This window comes from Mycobacterium sp. NTMscope_MAC_269 (assembly GCF_976985695.1).
Map to the genome: position 1 here is coordinate 211,017 of NZ_OZ335668.1, position 16,780 is coordinate 227,796.

17 protein-coding genes are annotated in these 16,780 nt (G+C 68.2%); 9 read left to right on the forward strand and 8 right to left on the reverse strand.

The features are described 5' to 3' along the window. The first annotated feature begins 123 nt into the window (after window positions 1–123). A complete protein-coding gene (locus tag ACZ50Z_RS01025) occupies window positions 124–702 on the forward strand; it encodes a nucleotidyltransferase family protein (RefSeq protein WP_464481871.1) in 579 nt (192 codons plus the stop codon). Here the strand turns inward: ACZ50Z_RS01025 and ACZ50Z_RS01030 are convergent. After that, window positions 696–953 (reverse strand): DUF7218 family protein, encoded by a 258-nt coding sequence (locus ACZ50Z_RS01030; RefSeq protein ID WP_067175296.1) that lies wholly within the window; start codon window positions 951–953, stop codon window positions 696–698. The genes ACZ50Z_RS01025 and ACZ50Z_RS01030 overlap by 7 nt on opposite strands. A 72-nt stretch (window positions 954–1,025) precedes the next feature. Continuing rightward, entirely contained in the window at window positions 1,026–3,128 is a 2,103-nt protein-coding gene (locus tag ACZ50Z_RS01035) for a catalase (protein WP_464481872.1), read from the reverse strand. A 240-nt stretch (window positions 3,129–3,368) separates the two neighbouring features. On the opposite strand from ACZ50Z_RS01035, the gene ACZ50Z_RS01040 reads away from it, so the two are divergent. The 3 genes from ACZ50Z_RS01040 to ACZ50Z_RS01050 all read left to right on the forward strand — a co-directional run bounded on the left by ACZ50Z_RS01040 (window position 3,369) and on the right by ACZ50Z_RS01050 (window position 6,615). Next, window positions 3,369–4,130, forward strand: a complete 762-nt coding sequence (locus tag ACZ50Z_RS01040) for an STAS domain-containing protein (RefSeq protein ID WP_464486031.1) — start codon at window positions 3,369–3,371, stop codon at window positions 4,128–4,130. Window positions 4,131–4,350: 220 nt separating this feature from the next. Beyond that, window positions 4,351–5,529, forward strand: coding sequence for a glycosyltransferase (locus ACZ50Z_RS01045; protein WP_464481873.1), 1,179 nt, complete (start codon window positions 4,351–4,353; stop codon window positions 5,527–5,529). A 42-nt stretch (window positions 5,530–5,571) separates the two neighbouring features. Continuing rightward, window positions 5,572–6,615 carry a helix-turn-helix domain-containing protein gene (locus ACZ50Z_RS01050; RefSeq protein ID WP_464481874.1) on the forward strand — a complete coding sequence of 348 codons (1,044 nt, stop codon included), beginning with the start codon at window positions 5,572–5,574 and terminating at the stop codon, window positions 6,613–6,615. Here the strand turns inward: ACZ50Z_RS01050 and ACZ50Z_RS01055 are convergent. Further along, complete coding sequence (locus ACZ50Z_RS01055; RefSeq protein ID WP_464481875.1) at window positions 6,567–6,854, reverse strand: FAD-dependent oxidoreductase; 288 nt, start codon at window positions 6,852–6,854, stop codon at window positions 6,567–6,569. The two genes, ACZ50Z_RS01050 and ACZ50Z_RS01055, sit on opposite strands and share 49 nt — an antisense overlap. Before the next feature lie 120 nt (window positions 6,855–6,974). On the opposite strand from ACZ50Z_RS01055, the gene ACZ50Z_RS01060 reads away from it, so the two are divergent. Further along, window positions 6,975–7,940: an alpha/beta fold hydrolase gene (locus ACZ50Z_RS01060; protein ID WP_464481876.1), complete on the forward strand. Its 966-nt coding sequence runs from the start codon at window positions 6,975–6,977 to the stop codon at window positions 7,938–7,940. Here the strand turns inward: ACZ50Z_RS01060 and ACZ50Z_RS01065 are convergent. The 3 genes from ACZ50Z_RS01065 to ACZ50Z_RS01075 all read right to left on the reverse strand — a co-directional run bounded on the left by ACZ50Z_RS01065 (window position 7,935) and on the right by ACZ50Z_RS01075 (window position 11,600). Beyond that, window positions 7,935–9,281, reverse strand: a complete 1,347-nt coding sequence (locus ACZ50Z_RS01065; RefSeq protein ID WP_464481877.1) for a flavin monoamine oxidase family protein — start codon at window positions 9,279–9,281, stop codon at window positions 7,935–7,937. The two genes, ACZ50Z_RS01060 and ACZ50Z_RS01065, sit on opposite strands and share 6 nt — an antisense overlap. A 67-nt stretch (window positions 9,282–9,348) precedes the next feature. Further along, window positions 9,349–10,464, reverse strand: coding sequence for an Rv3169 family protein (locus ACZ50Z_RS01070; protein ID WP_464481878.1), 1,116 nt, complete (start codon window positions 10,462–10,464; stop codon window positions 9,349–9,351). After that, window positions 10,464–11,600: a phosphotransferase family protein gene (locus ACZ50Z_RS01075; protein ID WP_464481879.1), complete on the reverse strand. Its 1,137-nt coding sequence runs from the start codon at window positions 11,598–11,600 to the stop codon at window positions 10,464–10,466. The genes ACZ50Z_RS01070 and ACZ50Z_RS01075 overlap by 1 nt, the downstream gene beginning before the upstream one ends. A gap of 59 nt (window positions 11,601–11,659) precedes the next feature. Here ACZ50Z_RS01075 and ACZ50Z_RS01080 point away from each other — a divergent pair, with 59 nt between their 5' ends. Both ACZ50Z_RS01080 and ACZ50Z_RS01085 read left to right on the forward strand, forming a co-directional pair. Further along, window positions 11,660–12,262 (forward strand): TetR/AcrR family transcriptional regulator, encoded by a 603-nt coding sequence (locus tag ACZ50Z_RS01080; RefSeq protein ID WP_067176821.1) that lies wholly within the window; start codon window positions 11,660–11,662, stop codon window positions 12,260–12,262. Beyond that, window positions 12,259–13,131: an SDR family NAD(P)-dependent oxidoreductase gene (locus ACZ50Z_RS01085; protein WP_464481880.1), complete on the forward strand. Its 873-nt coding sequence runs from the start codon at window positions 12,259–12,261 to the stop codon at window positions 13,129–13,131. Before ACZ50Z_RS01080 ends, ACZ50Z_RS01085 begins: the two co-directional genes overlap by 4 nt. Here ACZ50Z_RS01085 and ACZ50Z_RS01090 read toward each other — a convergent pair. Both ACZ50Z_RS01090 and ACZ50Z_RS01095 read right to left on the reverse strand, forming a co-directional pair. Next, window positions 13,128–13,733 (reverse strand): class I SAM-dependent methyltransferase, encoded by a 606-nt coding sequence (locus ACZ50Z_RS01090; RefSeq protein ID WP_464481881.1) that lies wholly within the window; start codon window positions 13,731–13,733, stop codon window positions 13,128–13,130. The two genes, ACZ50Z_RS01085 and ACZ50Z_RS01090, sit on opposite strands and share 4 nt — an antisense overlap. Window positions 13,734–13,783: 50 nt before the next feature. Next, complete coding sequence (locus ACZ50Z_RS01095) at window positions 13,784–15,169, reverse strand: HNH endonuclease signature motif containing protein (RefSeq protein ID WP_464486032.1); 1,386 nt, start codon at window positions 15,167–15,169, stop codon at window positions 13,784–13,786. Between the two features lie 185 nt (window positions 15,170–15,354). Here ACZ50Z_RS01095 and ACZ50Z_RS01100 point away from each other — a divergent pair, with 185 nt between their 5' ends. Both ACZ50Z_RS01100 and ACZ50Z_RS01105 read left to right on the forward strand, forming a co-directional pair. Further along, a complete protein-coding gene (locus tag ACZ50Z_RS01100; protein WP_464486033.1) occupies window positions 15,355–16,299 on the forward strand; it encodes a DUF4129 domain-containing protein in 945 nt (314 codons plus the stop codon). Next, the gene (locus ACZ50Z_RS01105) at window positions 16,296–16,778 is read left to right on the forward strand and encodes a hypothetical protein (RefSeq protein WP_464481882.1); all 483 of its coding nucleotides are present in this window, start codon (window positions 16,296–16,298) and stop codon (window positions 16,776–16,778) included. The genes ACZ50Z_RS01100 and ACZ50Z_RS01105 overlap by 4 nt, the downstream gene beginning before the upstream one ends. Window positions 16,779–16,780 lie beyond the last annotated feature (2 nt).

Here is a 16,780-nt window from a genome sequence, read left to right on the forward strand (position 1 = left end):
TATGGGCGTGGCACCGCGGTTGACATAACCGGACGATTTCCCCGTTGCGGGCAAGTTAAACGGTCTTATCATCGGCCGTCGGCAGGTTGCCCGTGCCGCCGGCGGGGTATCACCTAATGCACCATGGCAGCCCCGGACGTACATGCCGCACATGCCGACTGCGCCTCGCGGTTACGTGAGGCGTTGAAGGCCGCGGCGTCGGCGCTCAAGGAGCACGGGCCGCGCTTCGCTTTGGCCGGCAGCTACGCGTTATGGGCCTACGGCGCACCGGAACCCAGTCACGACGTCGACCTGGTGGTGGCCGAGGCCGACGTGGAGACCGCGGTGGCCACCTTGACCAATGCCGGGTTCGCGATCGAACGGCCCCCGGAGGATTGGTTGTTCAAGGCACGCACCGGCGGCACGCTCGTCGACGTCCTGCATCGCATCAATGGCGTCCCCGTCGATGCCGAGACGCTGGATCAGGCCGAGCAGCAGGAGGTCCTGGCGATCGGCATGCCGGTGCTGCCACCCACCATGGTGCTCGTCCAGCAGCTGCGCTCCCTGGGGGAGCATCACTGCGACTTCGCCAGATTGCTGCCGGCCGTGCGCGCGGTGCGCGAACGCCTGGACTGGCAGCGCATCACGGCGCAGACCGCCGAAAACGACTACGCGGCCGCTTTCTTGGTGCTCGCCGACCGGCTCGGGCTGATGCGTCAGTGATTACGAAGCTTGGCCACGAGCTTATCCTTGGTCAGACTCGAATAGCCTGACATGCCAAGCTCTTTGGCGCGCTTCTTCAGTTCGGTGACGGTCCAGTCCTGGTACGACCCGGACTTACCACCCTTGCGGCCCACCGAGGACTTACCCCGGCCCGCGGCCGCATTCGAAATCCGCGCGGCCTTCTCCTTGGAGTCACCCTTCTTGCGCAGATCCTGGTACATCTTTTCGTTCTTGATCGACGAGCGCGGCATGATCCATCCTCCTGTCTGCGATGAGACGCCTTATCAGTTATGCCCGCCCCGGCCGCGGGGAAAACACCGGCGCTAGGCCGGAACCGGGTCGGTGCGCCGCTGCCAGCAACGGTGTTGGGCGAGCGCGCCGGCGAATTCCTCGACGAAGCGGTCGGGTAACTCGTCGGCGGCTGCCGTGGTGGTGATCACGGATTGATCGTTGAGCACCTCGGTGTCCTCGGCGAGCTGGTTGGTGATACCGGCCTTGCGCAACAGGTCGACGCCGGCGCCGTAGGCGCCGATGGGCTTGAGATGTTTGTAGGCCTCGGTCACGAAGTGCACCGCGTAGCCGTCGTTGGACAGCGTCGCGATCGACCGCGGTCCGCACGCCACCACGACCGCGTCGTAGAGCACCGACGCCATCGTGGTGAAGGATCGGTCGACGGGAAGCTCGCCGCCCGATCCGCCCTCCAGCGTGCCGCCGGCCACCGGGGCCAGCACCTCGACCATGGCGCCGCGCTGTCCCATCAGCTCGATAAAGCGCTGCGTCCCCACCACATCGACGCCGTCGGCGGCCAGCACCGCGACCTTGCGCGACTCGATGGTGTCACCCGCGTCGGTCACCTGTGAGAGCGCCGGTGAGGCGGTCACCGTGTCGACCTGCTCCTCGGGCGGCGAGGGAAGCCCCAGCTTCGCGGCGACCTGGGCGGCGAGCTCGCCGTCGACCCGCGCGAGCTGCGCCACCACCGCCGAACGGATCTCGGGCACTTCCACCTTGCCGAGTTCGAAGGCGAACGCGGCGACGATGTGTTCGGCTTCCACTTGCGTCATGCTCGTCCAGAACATCCGCGCCTGGCTGTAGTGGTTCTCGAAGGCTTCGGCCCGCTTGCGCATGGTCTGCCCGTCGAGGCGTTGGGTGTAATGCCGGAACACGTTCTCGTCGGCCAGCGCGGGGCAGCCGCCGCCGATGCTGTTCTTGTAGTAGCTGGAGCGGCCTTGCGGAATCGCGTGCTGCCCGTAACCGTCGTGCTGGTTGGTGCGGACCTCGGCCACCGGGCGGTTGATCGGCAGTTGGGCGAAGTTGGGGCCGCCCAACCGGATCAGCTGGGTGTCCAGGTAGGAGAAGTTGCGGAATTGCAGCAGAGGATCGTTGGTGAAGTCGATGCCGGGCACCACGTTCGCCGTGTGGAACGCGACCTGCTCGGTCTCGGCGAAAAAGTTGTCCGGGTTGCGGTTCAACACCATCTTGCCCACGGGCCGGACCGGAACCTGTTCCTCCGGAATGATTTTCGTCGCGTCAAGCAGATCGAAGTCGAATTTGAATTCGTCTTCCTCGGGCACGAGCTGGACGCCCAGCTCCCATTCCGGGTACTGGCCCGACTCGATGGCCTCCCACAGGTCGCGGCGATTGTAGTCGGGATCTTTCCCCGCGATCTTCTGGCATTCGTCCCAGATCAGGGAGTGCACGCCGAGTCGCGGCTTCCAGTGGAATTTCACGAAAGTTCCCTCACCGCGGTCGTTTACCAGGCGGAAGGTGTGCACGCCGAAGCCCTGCATCATGCGGTAGCTGCGGGGCAGCGCCCGGTCCGACATCAGCCACATGATGGTGTGCAATGTCTCGGGCTGCAGCGACACGAAGTCCCACAGCGTGTCGTGCGCCGACTGCGCCTGCGGAATCTCGTTGTGCGGCTCGGGTTTCACCGCGTGCACGAAGTCGGGGAACTTGATGCCGTCCTGGATGAAGAACACCGGGAAGTTGTTGCCCACCAGGTCGTAATTGCCTTGTTCGGTGTAGAACTTGGTGGCGAACCCGCGCACGTCGCGCACGGTGTCGGCCGAACCCCGGGACCCGGCCACCGTGGAGAAGCGCACGAACACCGGGGTCTGCAGGCCCGGTGTCGTCAGGAATCTCGCCGCGGTGTACTGCGCCAGTGAGTCGTCGTACGGTTCGAAGTAGCCGTAGGCGCCGGCGCCGCGCGCGTGCACCACGCGCTCCGGGATGCGTTCGTGGTCGAAATGGGTGATCTTCTCCCGGGCGTGAAAGTCCTCCAGCAGCGTCGGTCCCCGCTCGCCGACGGACAGCGAATCGTCGGTGTGGTCGACGCGCACCCCCTGCTGGGTCGTCAGGTATCCGGTGTCCCGACGGAACCGTGCGGACTCCAGGTCGCGCTGCTTGGGATTCTGGTCGCTGGCCATGGCCTGCCTCTCTGGGTGATTTGCTGTGCTGGGCCGCTCAACGGTGTGGGGTACCACCGTCAAACGGGTGCAAAACGGCCGAAATGCGGCTCTGTTCTTCATTGGCGGGTTACCCGCAATGGATCGGGGTAGTCGCCAATGGTGGTTGCAGCGGCCAACGGAGACGACGATGTGGGCGGCAACGTGTCGACCGGCGCCTCTGCGGACGATCGAATACATGCATCGGGGGTGAAAGGCTCGGTGAATGCCCATCTTCCGGATATCCGGATCGAGATAGAAGCCGATCAGGACGTGCCGATCCTGAAGCTGGAGGGCGTGCTCGACAGTGCCAGCTATCGGACGGTCCGCGACACCGTGATCAAGGTCGCGATCGACGCGGCGCCCCGCGCGGTGATCGCCGATGTGGACCGTTTGTACGCGCCGGCTGTATCGGCCTGGGCCGTGTTCACCAGCGCTCGTTGGCACGTCAGCGTGTGGCCAGACGTCCCGATCCTGCTGGTGTGCGCGCAACCGGGGATGCGCGAGGCGGTCGCCTCGGCCGGTATCACCCGCTATGTGCCGATATACGCCGCCCGAGAACTCGCGCTGGACGCGGCGCGCCGCCAATCCTCCAAGGACAGGCGACGCGCCCGGACCCAGCTTTCGCGAACCACCGAGAGCATCGATCTTGCCCGCGGCGTGGTCACTGACTGGCTAACCGACTGGGATCTGCATGACGTGATCGCGGTCGCGTCCACGGTGGCCACCGCGTTCGTCGAGAACACGCTCGACCACACCGAAAGTGAGCCGGTGTTGATCGTCGAGAACTATCGCGACACCGTGACGGTCGCAGTCGAGGACAAGAGTTCGTATTTGCCGGGCCGGCATGAGGATGGCCTGCGTGGCGCAGACATCGTCTCCGGGCTGGCCATCGTCACCGCGGTGTCCAGGAAGTGGGGCACGGCGCCGACGCCGTCGGGCAAAACGGTCTGGGCATTGCTCGGTCGGGAAAATCAACTTTGATGCGGGAGATGGTCGAGCCCGTCGCCGCAGCTTCGGGCATCGGCCCGCGGACGCGGTAGGGGGCCCACGGGACCGCGTTTTGGCAGTTCAGCCGACGGTTTCGCGGACAAACTCTCGGCCGGGACGAGCAGCGGTGATCTTGTTCGTTTCGCGGACGCCCGCAGGTGGTATGCCTCGTGATGTTGGGGCGGATGGACGACGCGCGCGGAGGGAACCGCGGTTGAAGATCGCAATTGTCAGCGGTGACGACGTGGTCGGGGAGGACCCCGAGCAGCTGGGCGCCGCGCTGACGACCCAGGGGCATGACGCGACGGTCTGCCTGAGGCAAAACGGTCGCCGGCGAGCCAAGTCCGCCGCGGGCGGCTATCGGTGTGCGTCGGTCCCCGTCGGCCCCCGCACGGCGGCCTCCGCCGTCGACGTGCTGCCCTACGTCGGCGACTGGGCGGCGAAGCTCGAGCGACTCTGGGCGAAGGAACAACCCGACGTCGTGCACGCGTACGGGTGGCTGGGCGGATTGGCCGCCCAACTGGCCGCACGACGAGAGCGTCTCCCGGTCGTGCAGACGTTTTTGGGCCTGGCCGCGACAACGCGCTCCCACGCCCTGGCCCCCGCGCACGGGAGCGAACGCGACCGTATCGAGCCCCTGCTGGCCCGCGGTGCGGCGTGGGCGACCGGCGAGAGCAGCGCCGACGTCGATATGCTCGCCCACCTGCGCCGCAGCCGGGCGCGCGTGTCCGCCCTGACCTGCGGCGTGGACTCCGATCGCTACACCCCGGCCGGTCCGGAAATGGTCCGCGGCGGGCTGCAACGCGTTTTGTGTGTGGCGCCTAATCCATTGCGGCACAATGGGTTTGATGTCGCGATCAGCGCGCTATACCGGGTCCCGGGCGCAGAACTGGTCATCGCGGAAACCGATGCGACCAATGCCGTACACGACGACGCCCGCGCCCAGTTGCAGTACCTTGCCAAGGAATTCGGCGTTGCCGACCGCGTCCACTTCGCGGGCACGATCCCCGGCAACGACCTGCCGATGTGGATCCGGTCCGCCGACGTGATGGTGTGCACACCGCGGCACCCGGCGCGCCCCACGACCGCGTTACAGGCGATGGCCAGCGGCGTGGTGGTGGTCGCGGCGACCGTGGGCGCGCTGGCCGACGTCGTCCTCGACGACATCACCGGCGTCGTGCTGCCGCCGGAAAATCCCGTCGGGCTGGCTGCCGCGTTGAGAAGGCTTCTCGCCCAGAGCTTCCAATGCGAGAGCATGGGTGCGGCCGGTCGAAGTCGGGCACAGTCACGCTTCGCGTGGCAGCGGATCGCGCTCGACGCGCTGAATATCTACCAAAGCCTGGGAGCGCCTGACCGGGCACCGGCGGGTCTGCCATCGGCGGCGGCACGGTGACGCCATGACGAGGGCACACGCGGTCTGTCATCCGGGCCGGCCATGACCACCACCGCGACGCGCCGGACCGAAAGCACGCCCGAATACTGTCCCGCCCGTCCGGTGCTCGTCAGCGAGTCGGAGCACAAGGTCCGTCCAGTCGCCGTGGAATGCAAGCAATTTCGCAGCGTGAACGCGCAAGCGATCCAGCGGTTTTTCGCCGGCGCCTACCGGCCGGGATGGCGGCTCTCCGGGCTCACCGGCCGCTGCGCGGTGTCGCATCGCCGCAGGGACACCGGAACGATGACGGTGGACGAGGTGGCGATCCGGGGGCGGCTGACGCTCGAAGTCCCGGCGGGCGACACCATCATCGTGATCCAGCCGCGCACGGGATCGTTGAGCGTCGCGAGCGGTACGCCGGCGACCCCGGACTCGCCGATTCTCGTCGCTCACGGCATGTCGTGTGTACTGCACTGTAACGGTGGACATTTCGATGTCGTCGTGCTCGCGGCGGAGGTGCTGCATGCGGTCGCCGCCGAATGGCACACGGCGCTGTCGCAACAAACCCAGTTCCTGAAGTGGCGTCCCCGTTCACGTGCGGCCGTGCGGGCCTGGCAGCGAGCGCTCGACTACGTGGTGACGACGTTGGCCTCCGCCGACACCGCCCAGCAGCCGATGATCGCCGCGGGCATGGCCAACCTGCTGGCCAGCGCGTTGCTCGAGTGCTATCCGTCCAATCTGACCGAGCAGGATCCGGCCGGCGACGTTGCGATGCCCGAAACACTCAAGGAGGCGGTGTCTTTCATCCACCGCCACACCACCGAGGACATCGGCATCAACGATGTCGCGGCCGCGGTGCATCTGACACCCCGCGCGGTCCAGTACCTGTTCCGCCGCCAGCTCGACACCACACCCACCGAGTACATGCGTCGTGTCCGGCTCCGTCGCGCCCACCAGGAGCTCGTCGCGGCGACGGCAGGCACGTCGACCGTCTCCGAAATCGCCCAGCGGTGGGGCTTCGCGCACACCGGGCGATTCGCGGTGCTGTACCGGCAAACCTACGGGCAAAGTCCCCACAACACGCTGCGGCAACAGAGTTTCGCCTGATGGCCGCGCGCGGTCAACCGCTCAACCGGTGCAGCAGTTGGTTCGCGGCAACCCAGCTCCAGCGGCACCCCCCAGCCGCGGTCGGTGTAGACCCGGCCGCCGATGCGGTCGCGGGCCTCCATGATGCGCACCGCGTGCCCGGGGTCGGCGAGGTTGCGCGCGGTGGACAATCCCGCCAGCCCGGCGCCGACCACGCTCGTCGTGGCCGCGAGAAACGCCCGCCGCGACACCCCAGACACGGCTCTAAGCGTCCCATAAGAATCGTTTGCCGGATTTCCCAAATCCCAGCCGAGTATCGGGATAAAATCGTCTCATCCTTAGCTGCGGCGACGGGGCCGCGTTCGAGGGGGGAGCGGCGCATGGGTGCTCGACGGGCGGTACGCGCGATTGACCCGTTCCCCGAACGGCTGCCGCCGAGTGAGACTGTGACGGTCCGCGCGGCCGACGGCACCCGGCTGCACGCGGAGGTGTTCGGCCCTCCCGACGGTTATCCGATCGTCCTGACGCACGGCATCACGTGCGCCATCCGCGCGTGGGCCTACCAGATCGCCGACCTGGCCGGCGACTACCGGGTGATCGCGTTCGATCACCGCGGGCACGGCCGCAGCGGTGTGCCGCGGGCCAAGGATTACAGCCTCAAACACCTTGCGTGCGATCTGGATTCGGTGCTGGATGCGACGCTGGCGCCGCATGAGCGGGCGGTGGTGGCCGGTCACTCGATGGGCGGCATCACCATCGCCGCGTGGTCGGAGCGTTACCGGCACAAGGTTGCACGGCGCGCCGACGCCGTCGCGCTGATCAACACCACGACCGGTGACCTGATCCGCAACGTGCAACTACTCGCGGTGCCGCCCGGGTTGTCGCCGGCGCGAGTGTTCGCCGGACGGGCCCTGATCAGCGCGTTCGGCGGGCTTCCCGTCCCGGGTGCGGCACGCATCCCGAGCCGTTACGTGGTCGCGATGCTGGCGACCGGACGGGAAGCCGACCCGAGCATCGCCCGCGTCGTCTACGAGCTCTTCGAAAAGACGTCCCCACTGGGGCGGGCCGGATGCGCGCGGGCGCTGGTCGCGGCGGTGGGGACTCGCTATCTGGACCTGAGCGGGCTGACGGTGCCGACCCTGGTCATCGGCAGCGAACGCGACCGGCTGACACCGATCGGCCAGTCCCGCAGGATCGCACGTGACGCGCCCAACCTGGCCGGGCTGGTGGAGCTGCCCGGTGGGCACTGCTCGATGCTGGAGCACCCCCGCGAGGTGAGCCGCCAGCTGCGCGTGCTGGCCGAAGCGGCGGTCCACCACTCGGCGACCCGCCGGATCAGCTCATAGCAGCGCGGTGATCTCGGCGGCGGCGCGTTGACCGGATCTGATCGCCCCATCGAGGAACCCGGTCCATTCGTCGGCGGTTTCGGTACCGGCCCAGTGAATCGGCCCGACCGGTTCGCGCAACCACCGCCCGAACCGCGTCCACGACCCGGGCGGCACCGCCGCGGTCGGGCCGCCGGGCGCGAATTCCTCTGCCCCCCAACGGTGATCGACGTAGTCCAGCGGTTTGAGGGCGTCGTCGCCGAAAAGCGTTGCAAAGCACCGTAACACGTCGCGGCGGCGCTGATCTCCGGGCAGCGAGTCGAATGCGCGGGCGTCGACGAAACCCATGAGGATGCCCGGGCCGTCGGGGTGCGGGCTGACGTCGAACGTGATGAAAACGGGGCCCTGGTCGGACAATGCCTGCCCGGAGAAGCCGTCGGCCCGCCAAAACGGCGTGGAATAGGCCGCATACGCCTTGGAGAGCCGGCCCTGGGGCCAGTGCTGGGCGAGTTGCTCGTACTCCGCGGGCAGCGGCGGAGTGAATTCGATCGAGGCGCGATGGGCCGGGGGGATCGCGACGATGACGAAGCCCGCCTCGCTCTCGCCGACGTCGGTCGTGACGGTCACGCCTGCGCCGTGGCGTTCGATGCGCCGCACCGGTGCGCCCAGCACCACCCGCGTGTCCAGTTCGGCGGCCGCGGCCTCGGCGATCTGTTGCGTGCCGCCGGGAAAGCGGTCCTGTTGGGCTCCGTCCTCGACGTCGAGCAGCCGGTCCAGGCCGCCGGCCGCGTGCGCGTAGCGGGCGGCGTGCAGCATCGAGACGTCGTCGGGTTCGCATCCCCAGGTCACCCGCGCCACGATCGCCAGCAGGTCGTGCGACGATGCGCTCGCCCGCACCGAGCGCAGCCAGCCACCGAGCGACAGCTCGTCGAGTTTGCGCGCCCGGCGCGCGTCCCACGGGGTTGCCAGCGGGACGCCGCGGGCGATCCTGTCGAACTGCCAGCGCAGCCGGCCGATATCCAGCAGGCCGGTCAGGGACAGCTTGGGGATGGTGCCGCGATACGCGTGCGTCCAGCCGCGCCAGTGGATCAGGTTCTTGCCGTCGTGGTGCGTGGGAGTGGTGGGAACGTCGAGCTCGGCCGCCATCGTCAGCACGGCGTCCTGGGTCGGGCCGACGAAAGTGCCGCCCAGGTCGGCCGGCAATCCGGCGACGCTGCCGGTCAGCGACCGCCCACCGACCCGGTCGCGACCCTCGAAGACCACCACGTCATGGCCTTGCCGGGTCAGCTCGAGCGCGGCGGCCAGTCCGGCAAAGCCCGCTCCGACCACGACGACGTCGACGATCCGGGGCGGCTTTGACACGCGCTCTAGTGAACCGCATTTCCGCGATTCGCAGGGCGGATTCGCGGGGCGGAATTGTGAAGCGCCGTTACGGCGCGACCGTTAACCAGTCTTTGAATCCCGACGGGTCATGCCGGCCCAGCGCGCCGTGCTCGTAGAGGCCCCAGCCCTCCACCGGCGCCTTGTCGCCGTCGCGGCACACGGCCCGGCCGACGTGGTCGATCACGCCGAATCCCGCGCGCGCGACGATCGCCGGGTCGGTCATGTCGTAGGTCAGCCGCTCGGCGAACTTTTCGCCCTTCCACATGCCGTGGATCCAGTCGGAGTCGCCGCCGTAGCCGCCGCCGACGTGGATCGGGACCGGCAGCTTGGACTCCACGTCGAAGTGGACGTCGGTGCCGTCGGGCGAGGTGGCCTCGATGGTCGCGCCGGTCGGGATCCGGGTGCCGGAGCGGTAGTGGATCTTGACCCGCGGCCAGCCCAACTGCTCGACGCGGCCGTCGCGCCAGATCCGCGTGCAGTCGTTGAGCGAGCGGAACCCGTTGGGCTCCTCCTGGATGATCAGGACGATCGCGAAATCGTCGAACGCCATGGGTACATACAGCCACCACATGCCCTCGAAGGGCGGGTCGGCGGGCCGGCCGGCGGGCTCGGCCTCGCCGATCGGACGGATGCCCCAGGACCGGTCGCGGCTGCCCAGCCAGGTGTTGGGATCGACGGTGATCTCCTCGCCGTCGACGACGATGTGCCCGCTCCAGCTGCCGAGCTGGGCGAACCGCTGCGCGTCCAGCGTGACCCGGTTGCCCGACCGCAGGATGTGCGGCTGTTCCTGGACGACGTCGAACAGCCCCTTCCAGGTGAGATCGGCTGCGATGCCTTCGGTTTCGTCGAGCACGATCCGCAGCTGGTGCAGCGGTTCGATGACCTCGACGCGGTAGCCGTTGACGTGCTGGTTGAGGCGATCCTGGTCGATGGCGTCCGAGACGTGCACGGCGGTCTGGGTGTCCCCGCGCCGGATCAGCAGGAACGCATCCTTGACCCCGAGGTTGGGGTAGTACCCGATGCCACTGATCACAAAGATGTTCCCCGTGCGGTCATGGGCGTTGAAGTAGGAGCGGTCGTAGAAATTGCGGTCCGAGGAGCCCGGCCACGCGATCGGCTGGGGAATCTGGTGTACCGGGAACTCGTCGAGCGGTCCGAGCATTACTGGTCCTCTCCGATCAACCGGCGCATCAATCCCGCGTGGTAGAACAATGATTCGACGTCGTCGGGCTTTTCGGTCTCGCCGAAGTGCACCCGCCGCGCGCCGGTGCGCATGAACACGCACGCCCACATCACGCCCGAGTACACGTAAAACCAGTGCAGGTCGCCGACTTCGATGCCGGCCAGGCGCGCATAGGTGGCGCGCACGTCGTCCTCGCGCATCACCCCCGGCAGCCCCGGCAGCGTGGCCAGGCCGGCGAGCTCCTGAAAGACCATGTGCGCGAAGATCATCCACGCCACGTCCAGTTCGCGCGGCCCCAACGTGACCATTTCCCAGTCCAGCACCGCCACCGGCGCGAAGTCGTGGTACAGCACGTTGCCGACCCGCGCGTCACCCCACAGCAACACCGGCTCGGCGGCGGCCGCCTCGGCCGGCCAGTTGGCCTCCAGCCAGTCGAAGGTGCGTTCCAGCAGCGGTGATCGCCCGATGTCGGGCACCGCGAAGTCATACCAGGACCGGACCCAGTTGAAGTGCTTGCGCAGCGCGCTGTCCCCGGTCTGTCCCTCGGTGAGGAAGCCGAAAGTGCTCTGTGCGTTGGGAATCGAGTGCAGCTTGGCCAAGACGCCCACGGTGGCGTCTTGGAGTTCGCGCTGCCGCTCGGCGGGCGCGTCGGCGAACCAGTTGCCGCCGAACGTGTAGGGCATGACGTCGGGCGGCACCTCGCCGTCGATGTAGTCCATCACGAAGAACGGTGTGCCCAGGACGTCGCCGGTGTTCTCCAGCCAGCGCACCCGGGGCACGGGCACGTCGGTGACTTCGCCGACCTTGCGGATGACGTCGAATTGGTGGTCGAGTCGGTAGGTCGGGAAGACCTGCACATCCTCGGCGGTGGGCGCCACCCGCGCCACCAGTTTCTGCTCGGTCTGCTGCCCGTCCTGCTGCCAGCGGGTGGTCAAGATGATGGTCTCCGACGACATGCCCGTCGAATCCACGCCGCTTTCCACCCTCACCTCGGGATTTGCGCCCTCGGGCAGTACGGTGGATAGCCAGCGCGACATCACCGTCGGCAACGTGGTGACGTCGCGGCTGGAGCGCTGCAGCCGGTCGACGTTGTCGACTGCCGGTTCAGTGGCCACGGGAGTGCCTCCGTCCTTTGAGACTTTTTCGCGGCAATTACGATACGGTAGGTAGCGTTATGAAAGCAGACCCGTCCGGCCTTGACAAGGCCCCCGGCGCCGGCCGCCCGCGCGATCCCCGTATCGACTCGGCCATCCTGTCGGCGACCGCGGAACTGCTTGTCCAAACGGGCTATTCAAATATCAGTCTGGCCGCTGTGGCCGAACGCGCCGGCACAACGAAGTCGGCGCTGTATCGGCGATGGTCGAGCAAGGCCGAACTGGTGCATGAGGCGGCCTTCCCGGTTGCCCCGACCGCGCTGGAGGCGCCGGCCGGGGACATCGCCGCCGACATGCGGATGATGATCGAGGCCACCCGCGACGTGTTCACCACCCCGGTGGTGCGCGCCGCGCTGCCCGGCCTGGTTGCCGACATGACGGCCGATCCCGCACTCAACGCGCGCGTGATGTCGCGATTCGCGGACTTGTTCACCGCGGTGCGGCTGCGGCTGCGCGAGGCGGTTGACCGGGGCGAAGCCCATCCCGATGTGGATCCGGACCGGTTGATCGAGTTGATTGGGGGAGCGACGATGCTACGGATGCTGCTGCGCCCGGAGGAAGAACTCGACGATGCGTGGGTGGAACAGACCACGGCCATCGTCGTGCACGGCGTGCGGCGATGACGGGCCGGCTCGCCGGGCGCGCGGCGATCGTCACCGGCGCCAGCCGCGGGCTCGGCCGCGCGATCGCGCTGGCGCTGGCGGCCGAGGGTGCGGCGGTGGCGGTCGGTGGACGCACCGAAGAGGTCTGGGATGAGCGGCTGCCGGGAACGATCGGTGAGACGGTCGCCGACATCGAGGCCGCGGGCGGGCGTGCCGTCGCGGTGCGCGCCGATCTGACCGACCGCGACGAGATCGCCCGGCTGGTGGACTCGGCGCGGGATGCGTTGGGCCCCATCGCGATTCTGGTGAACAACGCGGCCTTCACCGCGCCTGGCCGTCCGCCTGTGCCTGGCGCCGAACCGCGCACCAAGTCCGCCAAACCGCCGAGTGGCGCCGCCAAGCCCGGCTGGCCGGGGTTCGTCAGCACGCCCCTGCACGCATATCGCCGGCATTTCGATATCGCGGTGTTCGCGGCTTACGAACTGATGCAGCTGGTGTGCCCCGACATGATCGAGGCGGGCGGCGGGTCGATCGTCAACATCACCTCGGTCGCGTCGCGATTGCCCGGTGATGGCCCGTACGCCGACCGCAGCGGCGGTGTGCTGCCCGGCTACGGCGGCTCCAAGGCCGCGCTGGAGCATCTGACCCAGTGCGCGGCGTTCGATCTCACCGACCACAACATCGCCGTCAATGCGCTGTCGCCGTCCAAGCCGATCCTCACGCCGGGGTTGTCCTACTATGCCCGCAACTTCGATGACACCGCCTCCGCGGATGAATTCGCCCGTGCGGCGGTGGAATTGGCGCTCGTCGACCCCGGCAAGGTCACCGGACGCACCATCGGCCACCTGCAGGTGCTCGACGGCAGCTTCCGGCCGTTCGCGCTCGGCTAGGCGGGGGAGGTCGCCGTCACCGCGTTGATGATCACGGCATGCAGCCTGTGCCATTGCGGCGACTCAAATCCCGCGTGTTGCAGCAGTCGATCGACGCGGCGCCTGGTGCGCGCTTTTCCCCGGCGGCTGGACACCAGGGTCGGCATCAGCAGCAACGAGAACTGATCGACCAGCACGAGGTGGCCGCCCGGTCGCAACACCCGGGCGCAATCGATGAGGCCCGCCTGCTGGTCGGACCAGTGATCGAATGATGTTGTGCTGACGATCAGGTCGAAGGTGTCCTCGGGGTAGTCGAGCCTTTCCGCCACTCCGTGGGTGAAGCTCAACCGATCTTCGCGCGCACCGGACTGCGCGACCTCTACCATCTGGGGTGCGGCGTCGACGCCGGCGAGCCGCTGGGCGTCCGGGTACCGGTCGGCGAGCGCGTGTAGCAGATAGCCGGTCCCGCAACCCACATCGAGAATGCTCTCGGCGACCGGAACCGTCCGCACCGCCAGGTCCGCGGTGCGGTCGGAGATCGTGTGATGCAGCCGGCCCCGCCAGCCGCCGTCATAACCGGTCGCGCGGTCGTTGAACGCGCCGAGATCGCGATAGGGCGGCATCCGCGCAGTTTCTCACGTTTGGCGTGCCGCCATGGCGTTTGTGCGCACCATCAATCGCCTGCAGGGGGATCGGGGTCGCCGCGAAGTAGCTCGTCGGGATGGTGCGCGTGATTGATGCCCGGCGGTCCGGCCCCGTCGGTCCAGCCTAGGCGCCCATTGCCGGAGACCGCGGTTCGCCATTCGCCCCGGCTCGCCGCGCGGTGGTCGGAGCCGCAGGCGAAAAACAGCTTGTCCGCGTCGGTCCGGCCCCCGTCCGCCCACTCGGGCGCATGATGGACCTCGCAGTGATAACCGGGTTCGAGGCAATTGGGCCGGGTGCATCCGCGGTCGCGCGCATAGCAGATGATCCGTTGATCTGCGGTCGCGATCCGTTTTTGGCGGCCCAAATACAACGGACGCCCGGTGTGCTCGTCGAACACGGCCAGATAGTGAATTGCCTTGGACGCCATGCGAAGCAGATCCGGCATGGGCAGGCGCGAGCCACCGCCGGTGTGCGCGGGTGTAGGCATCGGGACCGACGAGTCGACGGCGGCGTGCGCGGCCTGGTCGAGTTCGGCGAGCGTGGTGGTGGCGATCACCGTGACGGGATGACCGCGGTGCACGCCGAGTTGACCGGAGCCGATGGCCGATTCCAGGCCGATCTTGAGGGCGTCGTGGCAGCGCTGGGCCGGTGTGCGCTCATCGCGCGCCTCGGTATCGCCATCCGCACTATCGGGCTGATGGCGGCCGGGCCGCACGGCCGCCTCGACGGCTTCAAAATAGGCGCGGGTCTCGGGATCCAGCAGACCGGACAGTCGTGACATTCCGTCTGGGCCCTGAGGGCCGAGGTGCAGCCCACGGCGGCGGGCCCGGTCGACGTCGTTGAAAAGACCGTCCGGATTTAGGTAGTCGGCAATGCGCCGGCCCAGTTTGGTGACCACGGCTGCGTCCACTGTCGCCGCGTGTTGCACCAGCCTGCGCTCGGCGTCTGCCGCGTCGGCGGGGGAGACGCGGGAGGGCAACGTGTCGACAGCGGCGCACACGGCGCGGATGTGGTCCTCGCCGACCGTGCCGGCTGACACCGCCGCCGACAAGGCCGGGAACTCGGGTTCCAGCGGTAAACCGGTCAGGGAACGCCGCGGCTGAATACGGGCGGCGAGTTTGAAGCGGCGGGTGATCTCCTTGGGCGTGATACGAAGTCGCGCCCACAGCGTGGTGCGCACCGACGGCACCGACCCGGGGCCGTCCGGGGGGTCGGCGATCTCACCGAAGACCCGATACATCAGACCCCGGTTGGTGCGGTGCTGGATCTCCAGGCGTTCGGCGACCTCGACCCGAAAGGCGTTACCGACCACATCCGATGAGGTCTGGCGCAGCACGTCGTGGGCCGCGTCGATCGCGTCGAGCGCAGCGCCGAGCCGCTCCTGCGCCTGCGCCGAGTTCCAGAAGGCGCCCATGCAGACGACGGTATCGAATATGTGTTCGATGGACATACGGCGAGGGCAATCTGTGGATGAACCGCCGACTGTGGATAAGCGACGGCGCCAGTCCTGGCACTGGGGCCGCCTGACGTGCAAGTATGAGCAAAGTTAGTGCCGCAACGGCGGCAGGCAACCGGTTGAGTGGTGTGCCCATGCCTGGTATGGACAAGCCGACAGGGCGGGTCGTGGCCCTGATCGTCCTTCTGCTCGTGGTCGCGGCCGCCCTGCGCGGGTATCTCCCGGCCCAACACCACGTCGCGCGCAGCGAGTCGGGGGGCCGGGCGGCGATGGTGTTCGTGGTCACGATGCTGGCGGCGACGCTCGCATTGGTCGCCATCGCGGTCGTCGCGCGGTTGCGAGATCCACGGGTGCCCGCGCCATCCGCCGGCGCACTATCCGACATGCTCGGTACCGGACGGGGCCGACCGAGCTGGCGCGTGTTGCTGATCGGCCTCGCGGTGATCGTGGCCTGGCTGTTGATCGTGATGCTGCTGGCCCGACTCTTGGCGGCGCACGGCGTCACGCCCCCGTCGTCGCCATCCGAGACCGGCGCCCCTCCCTCGTCGCCGGGGGCCACACCGCCGCCGCAGCAGAATCAGCACCGTCCGCGCGACGGCTCGCAGAACATGCTGGGCGCCTTGCTCGCCGCCACGGTCGCGATGTTGTTGATGATCGTCGCCGGAACGGTCGCCACGGCGAGGCGACGGTGGCGTCCGGTGCCGCCCGGCATCGCCGACGACCCGGCCGAGCCCCCGGCGCCGCGGGCCCCTTCGCGGTCGTTGGCCCGGGCGGCCGAACGCGGACTGGCCGAGATGACGGACCTGCGCCGCGAACCGCGCGAGGCGATCATCGCCTGCTACGCCGCGATGGAACGCGAACTCGCGCATGTTCCCGGCGCCGTCCCCCAGGACTTCGACACCCCGTCCGAGGTGTTGGCCCGCGCCGTCGAACACCATGCCCTGCACGCCGATAACGCCGTCGAATTGGTGAACCTGTTCACCGAGGCGCGGTTCAGCCCGCACGTGATGAACGAGGGCCACCGCGACGAGGCGGTGCGCGTGCTTCGATTGGTCCTCGACGAACTCCGATCGCGGAGCGCCGCATGAAAAAGACCACGGCCCTGGGGATTTTCCTCATCATCGGCATCGAGCTGCTGGCGCTGACGCAGCAGGACCGCCGACTCGTGTTGGCGGCCTCCGGCATCGGCCTGGCCCTGGTGCTGCTCAGCCTGCGGCGCACCCTGGGGCGCGGACTCGAGCCCGACACCGAGCCGGACGCCGACGACCTCGGGGATTCGTTGCGCCGCTGGCTTACCACCACTGAGACGACGATCCGCTGGTCGGAGGCCACCCGGGCCGACTGGGACCGGCATCTGCGGCCGATGCTGGCCCGACGCTACGAAATCGCCACGGGCCAAAGGCAAGCCAAAGACCGTGCGGCGTTCCACGCGACCGGCCGAATGCTCTTCGGTGTCGAACTGTGGGACTGGGTGAACCCCAACAACGTCATGCGCAACGGTGACCGCCATCCGGGACCGGGCCGGGCGGCGCTGGAAGAGATTCTGCGAAAGTTGGAGCAGGTATGACA

Excerpts from the sequence above, each read along its gene's own strand:
- ACZ50Z_RS01095 (WP_464486032.1), bottom strand. The coding sequence starts at position 15,169 with ATGGGCGCCTTCTGGAACTCGGCGCAGGCGCAGGAGCGGCTCGGCGCT.
- ACZ50Z_RS01080 (WP_067176821.1), top strand. The coding sequence starts at position 11,660 with ATGAAAGCAGACCCGTCCGGCCTTGACAAGGCCCCCGGCGCCGGCCGC.
- ACZ50Z_RS01105 (WP_464481882.1), top strand. The coding sequence starts at position 16,296 with ATGAAAAAGACCACGGCCCTGGGGATTTTCCTCATCATCGGCATCGAG.
- ACZ50Z_RS01025 (WP_464481871.1), top strand. The coding sequence starts at position 124 with ATGGCAGCCCCGGACGTACATGCCGCACATGCCGACTGCGCCTCGCGG.
- ACZ50Z_RS01060 (WP_464481876.1), top strand. The coding sequence starts at position 6,975 with ATGGGTGCTCGACGGGCGGTACGCGCGATTGACCCGTTCCCCGAACGG.
- ACZ50Z_RS01085 (WP_464481880.1), top strand. The coding sequence starts at position 12,259 with ATGACGGGCCGGCTCGCCGGGCGCGCGGCGATCGTCACCGGCGCCAGC.
- ACZ50Z_RS01070 (WP_464481878.1), bottom strand. The coding sequence starts at position 10,464 with ATGCTCGGACCGCTCGACGAGTTCCCGGTACACCAGATTCCCCAGCCG.
- ACZ50Z_RS01030 (WP_067175296.1), bottom strand. The coding sequence starts at position 953 with ATGCCGCGCTCGTCGATCAAGAACGAAAAGATGTACCAGGATCTGCGC.
- ACZ50Z_RS01100 (WP_464486033.1), top strand. The coding sequence starts at position 15,355 with ATGGACAAGCCGACAGGGCGGGTCGTGGCCCTGATCGTCCTTCTGCTC.
- ACZ50Z_RS01090 (WP_464481881.1), bottom strand. The coding sequence starts at position 13,733 with ATGCCGCCCTATCGCGATCTCGGCGCGTTCAACGACCGCGCGACCGGT.
- ACZ50Z_RS01050 (WP_464481874.1), top strand. The coding sequence starts at position 5,572 with ATGACCACCACCGCGACGCGCCGGACCGAAAGCACGCCCGAATACTGT.
- ACZ50Z_RS01035 (WP_464481872.1), bottom strand. The coding sequence starts at position 3,128 with ATGGCCAGCGACCAGAATCCCAAGCAGCGCGACCTGGAGTCCGCACGG.